Source organism: Rhizobium sp. SVR5-2C, assembly GCF_056755115.1.
In genome coordinates this window covers 34116-44543 of the sequence record NZ_JBNDHT010000044.1, presented here as the reverse complement: position 1 = coordinate 44543, position 10428 = coordinate 34116, and the positions used below count along the sequence as shown (strand labels likewise).

11 protein-coding genes and 1 pseudogene are annotated in these 10428 nt (G+C 59.7%); 2 read left to right on the top strand and 10 right to left on the bottom strand.

The window, feature by feature from the left end:
- Nucleotides 1-394: 394 nt before the first annotated feature.
- Entirely contained in the window at nucleotides 395-1039 is a 645-nt protein-coding gene (locus ACPYOI_RS15000; protein ID WP_481418969.1) for an HD domain-containing protein, read from the top strand.
- 9 nt (nucleotides 1040-1048) lie between these two features.
- Nucleotides 1049-1906 (top strand): MOSC domain-containing protein, encoded by an 858-nt coding sequence (locus ACPYOI_RS14995; RefSeq protein WP_481418970.1) that lies wholly within the window; start codon nucleotides 1049-1051, stop codon nucleotides 1904-1906.
- Here the strand turns inward: ACPYOI_RS14995 and recO are convergent.
- From recO to ACPYOI_RS14945, 10 genes and pseudogenes are all read right to left on the bottom strand, one after another.
- A complete protein-coding gene (gene recO, locus ACPYOI_RS14990) occupies nucleotides 1903-2670 on the bottom strand; it encodes a DNA repair protein RecO (RefSeq protein ID WP_481418971.1) in 768 nt (255 codons plus the stop codon). The two genes, ACPYOI_RS14995 and recO, sit on opposite strands and share 4 nt — an antisense overlap.
- A 55-nt stretch (nucleotides 2671-2725) precedes the next feature.
- Nucleotides 2726-3115, bottom strand: a pseudogene (locus tag ACPYOI_RS14985) (response regulator); the annotation flags it as partial.
- 219 nt (nucleotides 3116-3334) lie between these two features.
- On the bottom strand, nucleotides 3335-4087 hold the full coding sequence (locus tag ACPYOI_RS14980; protein WP_481418972.1) for a Crp/Fnr family transcriptional regulator: 753 nt from the start codon (nucleotides 4085-4087) through the stop codon (nucleotides 3335-3337).
- 153 nt (nucleotides 4088-4240) lie between these two features.
- Nucleotides 4241-5182: a GTPase Era gene (era, locus tag ACPYOI_RS14975; protein WP_481418973.1), complete on the bottom strand. Its 942-nt coding sequence runs from the start codon at nucleotides 5180-5182 to the stop codon at nucleotides 4241-4243.
- A gap of 7 nt (nucleotides 5183-5189) precedes the next feature.
- Complete coding sequence (gene rnc, locus ACPYOI_RS14970; protein WP_168829019.1) at nucleotides 5190-5909, bottom strand: ribonuclease III; 720 nt, start codon at nucleotides 5907-5909, stop codon at nucleotides 5190-5192.
- On the bottom strand, nucleotides 5906-6649 hold the full coding sequence (gene lepB / locus ACPYOI_RS14965) for a signal peptidase I (RefSeq protein WP_168829018.1): 744 nt from the start codon (nucleotides 6647-6649) through the stop codon (nucleotides 5906-5908). The genes rnc and lepB overlap by 4 nt, the downstream gene beginning before the upstream one ends.
- Before the next feature lie 112 nt (nucleotides 6650-6761).
- Nucleotides 6762-7166, bottom strand: a complete 405-nt coding sequence (gene acpS / locus ACPYOI_RS14960; protein WP_481418974.1) for a holo-ACP synthase — start codon at nucleotides 7164-7166, stop codon at nucleotides 6762-6764.
- Complete coding sequence (locus ACPYOI_RS14955) at nucleotides 7163-7747, bottom strand: DUF2062 domain-containing protein (protein WP_481418975.1); 585 nt, start codon at nucleotides 7745-7747, stop codon at nucleotides 7163-7165. Before ACPYOI_RS14955 ends, acpS begins: the two co-directional genes overlap by 4 nt.
- A 139-nt stretch (nucleotides 7748-7886) precedes the next feature.
- The gene (locus ACPYOI_RS14950) at nucleotides 7887-8036 is read right to left on the bottom strand and encodes a DUF3563 family protein (RefSeq protein ID WP_168829015.1); all 150 of its coding nucleotides are present in this window, start codon (nucleotides 8034-8036) and stop codon (nucleotides 7887-7889) included.
- Nucleotides 8037-8198: 162 nt separating this feature from the next.
- The gene (locus ACPYOI_RS14945) at nucleotides 8199-10421 is read right to left on the bottom strand and encodes a RelA/SpoT family protein (RefSeq protein ID WP_481422998.1); all 2223 of its coding nucleotides are present in this window, start codon (nucleotides 10419-10421) and stop codon (nucleotides 8199-8201) included.
- Between the last annotated feature and the right edge of the window lie 7 nt (nucleotides 10422-10428).

Sequence of the window (10428 nt, the reverse complement as noted above, 5' to 3'; positions counted from 1 at the left end):
ATACGCCGTCGCCATTGGTATCCAGCCGCGAAAGAGTTGCCAAATAGGCATAGGACGTCTCTGAAACAGGTGAAATATGCGTCATACAAACCTCCTTTCACCGCCTCTTTTTTCCGGTGATGTTTGTACGCAATACAATGTGGGACGATCAAAACTGACTCGGTGGATAGACCGATTTGCGAGTCGGGTCAATAAGCTGTTAACTTCCCATTAATCAAGATTGACAAAGTCTTTAAGCGAGGCCTTCCACCGGCGTTTTGACCGCCCCGGCAAGGCCGCTGCCTTCAACATCCCGCTCCGAGATTTTGACGAAAGCGAGCTGAGAGCTTCATTGCGACTCGGGTCTTGAAGCATTATGCGGAAGCCTCAGCTCTTCCAAAGTTCGGTGATCCGCATGTTCGAAGCCAAGGCCTTTTTCCCTTTCGAAAGCCTCGCAGCTGACCTCGTTCCGCATGCCGCCGAAGGCGACGACGGATCGCACGACCTTGCGCATATCCTGCGCGTGTTCAAAAATGCGATGCGCATCCATGCAGACGAAGGCGGCAACGGCAAAATACTGGCGGCAGCCGTCCTTCTCCATGATTGCGTTGCGGTCGAAAAAAGCTCACCGCTGCGCTCCAAGGCTTCGGCGCTCGCGGCGGAGAAGGCATCCGGCATTCTGCAGGCGCTCGGCTGGGCGGCGGATGCGATTGCGAGTGTGGCGCATGCGATCACCGCCCACAGCTTTTCCGCCAACATCGCTCCGGAAACGGTGGAAGCGAGGATTTTGCAGGATGCCGACCGGCTTGATGCGATCGGCATGATGGGAGCGGCGCGCTGCTTCTACATCGGCGGACGAATGGGCTCGGGCCTCTACGATCCTTTCGATCCGGCGGCGGAAACCCGCCCGCTCGACGATCGGCGCTATGTCATTGACCATTTCCAGACAAAGCTGTTCAAGCTTGCCGACGGATTTCAGACGGCGGCGGGGCGCAAACTTGCCGCCGAACGCGACAAACGTCTGCGCGACTTCCTCGCGGCATTCATGGACGAGATCTAGGAGAACGGAATGCGGGTCAGCGATCTTTTTATCTATCCGCTCAAGAGCGCCCGCGGCATCGCGCTTCCTTTCTCTTCGGTCGACGCCTCCGGTCTTCCGGGCGACCGGCGGGCGATGGTGACGGATCCTGACGGTCAGTTCATCACGCAGCGCGAAATGCCGGCGCTAGTCCGGATCGAAGTCCGGCCGGAGCCCGGCGCTTTCCGGCTGATGATGGCCGGAAAGCCGGATATCGCGGTACGCTTGCCGCAGCCGGACCGCCGGATGGATGTGGTCGTCTGGAAGTCCCTGGTAAATGCCGCGGTTGCCGACAACGAAAGCAATGCGCGGTTTTCCGAGTGGCTCGGGCGCGAGGTAAAGCTGGTCTTCTTCGACGATCAGGCGCAACGCATCGCGAACGCCGAATGGGCGGGCGGAGAGACGCCTGTGACCTTCGCCGATGGCTATCAGATCCTCGTGACCACGACCGGCTCGCTGAAGGCGCTCAATGCTAACCTGGCCGCGAATGGCGAAGGCAGCGTCGGCATGGAGCGCTTCCGTCCGAACATCGTCATCGATACGGATGAAGCCTGGCCGGAGGACCGCTGGGCGGCAATCGAAATCGGCGGCATCCGCTTCGATCTCGTAAAGCCCTGTGCCCGCTGCATCATGACCACACAGGATCAGATGACCGGATCGCGCGACGTTCCCAACCCGATGCCGGCCATGGGCCGCATCCGCATGTCGGCGGACCGCCGCGTGCCCGGGCCGATTTTCGGCTGGAACGCCGTACCGCGCAGCACCGGCCGGATCGCGATCGGCGACGCTGTCACCGTCCTCAAGGAGCGGCCGGAGGGCTGGGCCTTCAAGGTGCGCGCCGCGGGCTAACCTGCGAGGGGCGCTGCGGGAATGACCTTGATAGACGAATCGAGCGCCTTCAGAGCGGCCTGAATGAATCCGTCGCGGGCCGCGGCGGCGTCGATGCCGCGTGGTTCGTAGACGTGACGATGCAGGAAGAAGCCGGTCAGGCGAAAGGCCGCGCTCAGACTATCGAAATCTGCGGCATGGTTACCCTCGGGCAGGAGAAATTCGGGAAGCACGAACATCTTGTCCGCCCAAGGGGCGCCGGCAGCACGGCTGACGGCGCGGCCGGATTTCGGCGAGACATAGGCAAGATCGGTCCTCGCACCGGTTGCGGCGCATTCGGCAAGGTCAAGACCAAAGCCGAGATCGTTCAGGACGGAAAGCTCGAAGCGGACGAAGAGCTCGCCGGCGTCGGCGGGATTGTGGAGATTATCGAGGATGACTTCAAGAGCATCGTAAAGGTGCGGATGCGGGTCGCGCTCCGGCAGAAGCCGCAAAAGCGCACCCATCGCCTGCACGCCATAGACGGCGGTGGCCGTCTCCATCAACCGGGCGGCGCGCAGTTGCAGCGGCTCGATGCGGAATTCGCCGAGATGCTCGTGGAGGCGCGCGCGCCAGATCACATCCACCTCGTTGCCGGGCTGAAGCACCGGTTGCATCGCGCGCGAGCGGCCGGAGCGGACGAGGCCGAGATGACGCCCGCGGTCACGCGTCATCACCTCGGCGATGACGCTAGTCTCGCCGTGGCGCTTGACGCCAATAATGATTGCATGATCCTGCCACTGCATCGTCGAACGTACCTTGAGCCTCAGGAATCGATCCTAAAGCAAGGCAACTCTTATGTCATGACGCTGGGTCGAGTTCGGCTGTCGGAAGCAGCTTCTTCAGGAATTCCCGCATCGCGCCTTCATCGAACGGCTTTACGAGAAGCGGGACATGCTGAAGATCCGGCGGGAAATCCTGCGTGTCGGAATAACCGCTGACGAAGCCGAAGGGAATGCCGGCTTCTTTCAAATAGCGCGCGAAGCCGAAGCTCATCGCCTCACCGAGATTGACGTCGAGCAGCGCGAAATCATAGCGCTCCACTTTGACTGCATCCATTGCCTGATCGAGACTGTTGGCAATGTCGACCGTCTCCACGCCAACGACGCGAAGCATGTCTTCGACTTCCATCGCAATGATGAGATTGTCTTCAAGGACCAGAACACGGCTTGCGCTCATGATCTCCACGCCCCTAGCCGAACGCCATCCATGGCGCACGCCCCCTGTCTAACCCGCATCTTTACCTCTGGTGCCCATGTAACTGAGTTGCCCGGCCATAGCTCCGCCTCCGGGACAGAATAGCCGCTCGTCCGATTTGGTTGACAGCAAGCAAACGGGATAAAAGTGACATCAGCGACCTTATTGTCTGTCCAAACGGTTTGCATTTAAAAAAGACATGGCTCCGCCATATTATATGAGAGGCCGCTTGGTTTCGCCAAGCCCCTCCCAGCCGGCAACTTCTTTCAATCCCTTCCCGTCCAGCACTTCGCAGCCACGCTCCTGCCAACGGATCAGCTTTCGTTCCGCCAGTTTCTTCAATGTTTTGTTTGTGTGGACGATCGAAAGCCCAAGCGTATCTGCGATATGCTGCTGGGTAATCGGAATGGCCTTTCGATCACTGAAAAGATCAAGTCGTTTGCCGCGCTCGAAAAGGAAGGCGATCAGATACGCCGCCCGCTCCAACGCATTGCGCCGGCCAATACTCAAAAGGTGCTCGTCCAGCATCCGCTCCTCCTGTGCCGCGATCCAGGTGATATCCAAAGCCAGCGAGGGGTGCTTGTTATAAAGCGTCATCAGCTCGTCGCGCTCGAAAACGCAGAGCACGACCGGAGAGAGCGTCTCGACGGTATGTTGCATTTCACCGACAATCGTGCCCTGCAGGCCGATCAGATCGCCAGGCATGACATAGTTCAGGATCTGGCGGCGGCCGTCTTCGAGTGACTTGTAGCGAAATCCCCAGCCGGCAAGGACTGTGTAAAGATGTGCGCTGTGAGCGCCTTCGACCAGGACCGTTGCCCCAGCATCCACAGCGAGCTCACCCTTCTTGAACCACGAAACGAACTCCAGCTCCTCGTGGGTAAAGTCCCTGAAATGCGGCAGCGGCCGCAAGGGACACAGCTCGCACGGAGTCTTGTATGCGTGAGTTGCTCTTGCCGTCGCCATTCCCGCCCTTGCTCTCGCAAAAATCGGCGCTCCCTGAAGGTAGCGCCGGTTGGCATGCTAATGCAAATGGTGCGGTTTTGTTCCGTCAACGGCGGAATTTTTTGGTTTGGAAACAAAGCGCTGGCTTCCAACCAGCAAATATGTTGCCGTCAGTCAGTGCGGAAAGTCGAGCCCCATCTCGCGGAAGCGCTCGGGATCATCGCCCCAGTTTTCGCGAACCTTGACGAAGAGGAAGAGATGCACGGGCTGCTCGAGGATTTCGGAGAGCTCCTTGCGGGACGCCGAGGAGATCGCCTTGATCGTTTCGCCGCCCTTGCCAAGCGTGATCTTCTTCTGGCTGTCGCGCTCGACATAGATCACCTGCTCGATACGAACCGAGCCGTCCTTCCGCTCCTCCCATTTTTCCGTTTCGACGTGGGAGGAATAGGGAAGCTCCTGATGCAGGCGCAGGAAAAGCTTCTCGCGCGTGATTTCGGCGGCGAGCTGGCGCATCGGCAGATCGGAAATCTGATCTTCCGGATAGTACCACGGACCTGCCGGCAAGGTCTCCGACAGATAGTCCATGACATCGTCGCAGCCGGAGCCGTTCTCCGCCGAGATCATGAAGGTCCTGTCGAAGGCGATCTTCTCGTTCGCGGCGCTGGCGAGCGCCAAAAGGTCTTCGCGCTTCACGCGGTCGATCTTGTTGAGCACGAGAATTTTCGCCTGCGGCACATCCTTGAGACCTTCCAGGATCGCCTCCGCATCGCCACGCAGGCCACGCTCGCTGTCGATCAGCAGCATGATGAGATCGGCATCCTTGGCGCCGCCCCAGGCCGAGGTGACCATGGCGCGGTCAAGCCTGCGGCGCGGCTTGAAGATGCCGGGCGTATCCATGAAAACGATCTGCGCATTGTTGTGGATCGCGATGCCGCGCACGATGGCGCGTGTCGTCTGCACCTTATGGCTGACGATCGATACCTTGGCGCCGACGAAGCGGTTCACCAGCGTCGATTTGCCGGCATTGGTCGGGCCGATCAGGGCCACGAAGCCTGAATGCGTTTCGCCATTGGGTTCAGCGGCGACATCATGCGCCATATCGTTTTCTTCGGTCATTGTCCCGTCAATTTCCGGCAGAGGATTTCTGCCAAATGCCTTCGCGTTCCAGCATCTTCGTCGCGGCGACCTGCTCGGCCGCACGCTTCGAGCGCTCGACGCCCGTTTCCGGCTGAACGCCGGCGACTTCCACCGTCACCGTGAAGCGCGGATCATGATCCGGCCCGGTGCGTTCTTCAACCCGATATTGCGGCGTAACGCCGAATTTCGCGTGTGACCATTCCTGCAGCTCGGTCTTGGCGTCCCGTTTTGCACCGTCGGCGCGTACTGCCCGCTTCTCCCAGTATTTAAGGATGAAGCCGCGAGCGACTTCCAGGCCGCCGTCCAGATAGAGCGCTGCAATCAGGCTTTCGACAACATCGGCGCGCACGTTCAGCATGCGCTTGCCGGTGAGCTTCTTTACGTCCGCGCCTGTTCGGATGAAGAGGTGCAGGCCCAGTTCGTCCGCCACGACCGCGCAGGTCTCGGCGCTGACCAGCTGGTTGAGGCGCACCGACAACTCACCCTCCGCGGCCGTCTTGAACGTCCGGAAAAGCAGCTCGGCGACACAAAGGCCAAGCACCCTGTCACCGAGGAATTCCAGACGTTCGTAATTACCGGCCTTCTGCGAGCGGGCGCTGGCATGCGTCAACGCGCGATCCAGGCGCTCCTTTTCGGCGAACTGATGGCCGATCAAAGCTTCAAGCTTTATCCGGTCCGCCGCCGAGAGCGTCTGCGCTTTACTCATTCAACAACCTTGAAGAGACGATCCCACCGCATGTTGGCCGGCCATTTCCAGATTTCGCGGAAGGAGGTGTCGTTTCCGAGGGAGAAGAAGATGATGCTGGCGCGGCCGACGAGGTTTTCCGCCGGGACGAAGCCGACATCAAAACGGCTGTCGAGCGAGTTGTCACGGTTGTCGCCCATCATGAAATAATGGCCTTCCGGCACGACGAATTCCTGGGTGTTGTCACCGCGGGAAACCGGCGACTGGTCCAGCGTGTCATAGGTCTTACCGTCGTCCATCGTTTCGCGGAATACCGGTACGTCCTCACCCGGATCGAGCTTGTAATCGGAAGTGAAGGCGCCATCCGGCACCTTCGGAACAGGCTTGCCGTTGACGTAGAGCACGCCTTCCTTCACCTGAATATGGTCCCCTGGCAGGCCAACGAGGCGCTTGATGTAATCGATGTCCGGGTTCGGCGGGAAGCGGAAGACAACGATATCGCCGCGCGCAGGCTCGCTGCCGAAGATGCGGCCGCTGAAAAGGTTCGGCGAGAAAGGCAGCGAGTATTTGGAATACCCGTAAGCGAACTTGTTGACGAAGATATAGTCGCCGACAAGCAGGGTCGGCATCATCGAGCCGGAGGGAATAGTGAACGGCTGGAAAAAGACCGTCCGGATCACCATTGCCAGCAACAGTGCCTGAATAATGACTTTAATATTTTCCCAAAGGGCGTTCGGCTTGGTATCGGCTTTTTCGGACACGCAGACTTGTTCCTTCACTGCCCCCGCGGGCGCATTTCCTGTTGCTTCTCTCTAGCGGCTTCGGCCGGTGGCGGCAATGGCACGAACATTAAAAGCGACGAGACGCCGCCCCTTACGCGCCTTCTGGCAGGGCTTCTATGATCACAAATGCCTGAGCGAGCGGATAGTCATCCGTTATCGTCAAGTGGACCACCGCCTTGTGCCCGGCAGGCAGCATGGATTGAAGCACGACGGCGGCACCCCCGGTCAGTTGCATGGTCGGCTTGCCGCTCGGCAGATTAACGACGCCAAGATCCCTCCAGAACACGCCTTGCGCCATGCCGGTGCCTAGCGCTTTCGAACAGGCTTCCTTGGCGGCAAAGCGCTTGGCGTAGGAGGCAGCCCGATTGACACGCCGGTCAGACTTCGCGCGTTCAATGTCGGTGAAGCAGCGATTGGTAAAGCGCTCGCCGAAGCGTTCGAGCGATTTCTCGACGCGCCGGATGTCGATGAGATCGCTGCCGATACCGATGATCATACGCTTTCCTGCGCCGGGTGTGACAGCCGTACTCGGGCACGCTCCATCAAGCGTTCTCGGCGGCGCGACTGAAAGCCTTTGACCGCGTAGAAGGTTCCGAAATACACAATGACGGACGTCAGCAACGCAGGCGGAAGGGACCCGACAAGCATCGGCTCGAGAACCGGACGCCAGAGTTCGGTGAAGTGCAATTGATGGAACAGGGCGCCGAGGTCGATCGACTGGCCATGCATTGTATCCCGCCGCGCGAGCAGCAAGTGACCGATCTCCCACGTCGCGCCCCAGATGAACGGATAGGTCAGCGGATTGCCGAAGGCTGCGCAACCAAGCGCGGCGGCAACCATGTTCCCGGAAAAGAAATAGCTGAGCACGAATGCCATGACGAAATGGACGCCGATAAACGGGGTCCAGGACACGAAAATCCCCGCGGCAACACCCATGGCAACGCCGTGCGGCGACGCCGTCAAGCGCAAAACACGCATCGCCAGATAGCGAGCCGGGCGCAAGAACCCCTTGCGGGGCCATAGCAGCTCCCGCATCTTTTCACGAAATCCGGCTGGTTTTCTTCGGCGAAACAGCATGGCGGTTATTTAGTGCAGCACATGCCGTCATGACAAGAGCGACGAATTGACAGGCGCCGCTCAGCCGTCAAAGCTCTTCACGAATGGGCGCATGTCATGCATGGCGCCCTCCCGCAGTTTTGGAAGCGTAAGCCCGCGATTAGCGGCTACGGAACAGACCCCGGTCAACCTGGCGCTGACGGTATTCGAGATCGATCCGGTCATGCGAGGCGTTGAGGTATGCGATTTCACGTTCGTGTACGCTCGGGACGCGGAGAGCGCGGGCGATTTTCTTGATAGGAGCAAACATTTGCTTTGGTCTTTCTTCGTTCATTCTCTGATGACCAGAAGATAAGTGTTGCAGCGCACAATTACCAACGCGCTAAAATACGTACAGCCATGCATTCAGCGCATACATCGCCTTTCCGTCGTGCAGATGCGGTCGCGATATGATCACAAAATGGGCAAACACTTAGTCGTAGAGGCGGCGAACTGTCGCAATGCAGTCCAGATCCTTCAGTTGCGCAAGCAGCTGATTGAGCTGGCGGAGATCCCATACTTCGACATCGACAGCCATTTCAGTGAAATCTGCGGCAACCCGCACCGTGTTCAGCGATCGGATGTTCACATCGAGACCGGCAACGGTCTGCGCGACCTTGGCCAGCGTGCCCGGCTCGTTCAGCGCATTGACCAGCACACGTGCCATGAAGCGAGACTTGTTGGCCTCGTCCAGATCCCACCGCACATCGATCCAGCGATCGGGCTGATCGTCGAAACGCTGCAGTGCGGACGACTGGATCGGGTAAATGGTAATACCCTTCTCCTTCTCCATGATGCCGACGATACGATCGCCAGGCACGGCGCCCGCTGGCGCGAACTGCACGGCGATATTGCTGGATATGCCACGGATCGGGCCCATATCGATCGTGGTCCCTTGCCCACCCTGGGCCTCCCCCTTCTTGTCGGGTACCTTGAAGATCATGCCCGAAGCGCTGCGGACATTGAACCAGCCCTCGTCGCCAACCGGCTTGACGGTAATGCGCTCGTCCTGATGATCGGGATAAACGGCGCGCAGGACATCCAGCGACGACATCTCGCCCCGGCCGACAGCCGCGATCGCATCTTCGACGTCCTTCTGGCCGAGGCGGTGCAGCGCCGGCTTCATCGCGTCGCGGGAGAATATCTTCCCCGCCCGGTCGAAAGTGCGCTCCAGAATGCGGTGGCCGAGACCAGCATATTGCTTGCGGATCGCCATGCGTGTGGCGCGACGGATGGCGGCGCGCGCCTTGCCGGTGACGACGATCTCTTCCCATGCGGCCGGTGGCACCTGCACGCCCGAACGGATGATCTCGACTTCGTCGCCGTTGTTGAGGCGGGTGACGAGCGGCATGATGCGGCCGTTGATTTTGGCGCCGACTGTCGTGTCGCCGATATTGGTGTGAACGGCATAGGCAAAATCGATCGGCGTCGCGCCGCGGGGCAGAGCAATCAGCTTGCCTTTCGGCGTGAAGCAGAAGACCTGATCCTGGAAGAGCTCGAGTTTGGTGTGCTCGAGGAATTCTTCGGGGCTGTCGCCTTCGGCCAGCGCCTCGATCGTATGCCGCAGCCAGGAATAGGCGCTCGATTCCCGCGAAAGAATATCGCCATCGGGCGTCGTTGCGCCGTCCTTGTAGAGCGCATGCGCAGCGATACCGTATTCGGCGATCTCATGCATGCGTTTCGTGCGGATCTGCAGCTCGATACGCTGGCTGGAGGGGCCGATGATCGTCGTATGCAGCGAGCGGTAGTCGTTCTGCTTCGGCGTCGAGATATAGTCCTTGAAGCGGCCGGGCACGACGCGCCAGCGGGTATGGACGATGCCGAGCGCGCGATAGCAGGCCGGGACATCTTCGACGATGATGCGGAAGCCGTACACGTCCGAGAGCTGTTCGAAGGACAGCGACTTCGACTGCATCTTGCGAAAGACCGAGTAGGGCTTTTTCTGCCGTCCCTTGACACGCGGATTTGTCAGGCCGTTTGCGACGAGCAGATCGCGCAGTTCGGTTTCAATCTTCTTGACCAGGCCCTCGTTGCGCTTGGAGAGTTCCTCCAGCCGCTTGGTGACGGTTTCGTAGGCTTCCGGATTGATGTGGCGGAAGGACAGCTCTTCCAGCTCATCGCGCATGTCCTGCATACCCATGCGGCCGGCGAGCGGCGCATAGATGTCCATCGTCTCTTCGGAAATGCGGGCACGCTTGTCCGCCGACATATGGTCGAGCGTGCGCATGTTGTGCAGGCGGTCGGCAAGCTTGACGAGAAGCACGCGGACATCGTCGGAAATCGCAAGCAAGAGCTTGCGCAGGTTCTCCGCCTGCTTCGCCTTCTTGGTGACGAGATCGAGCTTCTTGATCTTCGTCAGGCCTTCGACCAGCCGGCCGATGTCCTCCCCGAAGAGCTCGTCGATCTCGGCGCGCGTCGCCGTCGTGTCCTCGATCGTATCGTGCAGCAGGGCGACGGCGATGGTCGACTCGTCGAGATGCATGTCCGTCAGGATCGCGGCGACTTCGAGCGGATGGGAGATATAGGGATCGCCGCTGGCACGCTTCTGCTGCCCATGCTTCTGCATGGCATAGACGTAGGCTTTGTTCAGCAGAGCTTCATTGGCATCGGGCTTGTATTTCTGCACCCGCTCCACGAGCTCGTACTGCCGCATCATCCCCGGA

Bases quoted from the DNA above. Each gene is read 5' to 3' on its own strand.
- ACPYOI_RS15000 (WP_481418969.1), top strand. From the start codon at position 395: ATGTTCGAAGCCAAGGCCTTTTTCCCTTTCGAAAGCCTCGCAGCTGAC.
- ACPYOI_RS14995 (WP_481418970.1), top strand. From the start codon at position 1,049: ATGCGGGTCAGCGATCTTTTTATCTATCCGCTCAAGAGCGCCCGCGGC.
- recO (WP_481418971.1), bottom strand. From the start codon at position 2,670: ATGCAGTGGCAGGATCATGCAATCATTATTGGCGTCAAGCGCCACGGC.
- ACPYOI_RS14980 (WP_481418972.1), bottom strand. From the start codon at position 4,087: ATGGCGACGGCAAGAGCAACTCACGCATACAAGACTCCGTGCGAGCTG.
- era (WP_481418973.1), bottom strand. From the start codon at position 5,182: ATGACCGAAGAAAACGATATGGCGCATGATGTCGCCGCTGAACCCAAT.
- rnc (WP_168829019.1), bottom strand. From the start codon at position 5,909: ATGAGTAAAGCGCAGACGCTCTCGGCGGCGGACCGGATAAAGCTTGAA.
- acpS (WP_481418974.1), bottom strand. From the start codon at position 7,166: ATGATCATCGGTATCGGCAGCGATCTCATCGACATCCGGCGCGTCGAG.
- ACPYOI_RS14955 (WP_481418975.1), bottom strand. From the start codon at position 7,747: ATGCTGTTTCGCCGAAGAAAACCAGCCGGATTTCGTGAAAAGATGCGG.
- ACPYOI_RS14950 (WP_168829015.1), bottom strand. From the start codon at position 8,036: ATGTTTGCTCCTATCAAGAAAATCGCCCGCGCTCTCCGCGTCCCGAGC.
- ACPYOI_RS14945 (WP_481422998.1), bottom strand. From the start codon at position 10,421: ATGATGCGGCAGTACGAGCTCGTGGAGCGGGTGCAGAAATACAAGCCC.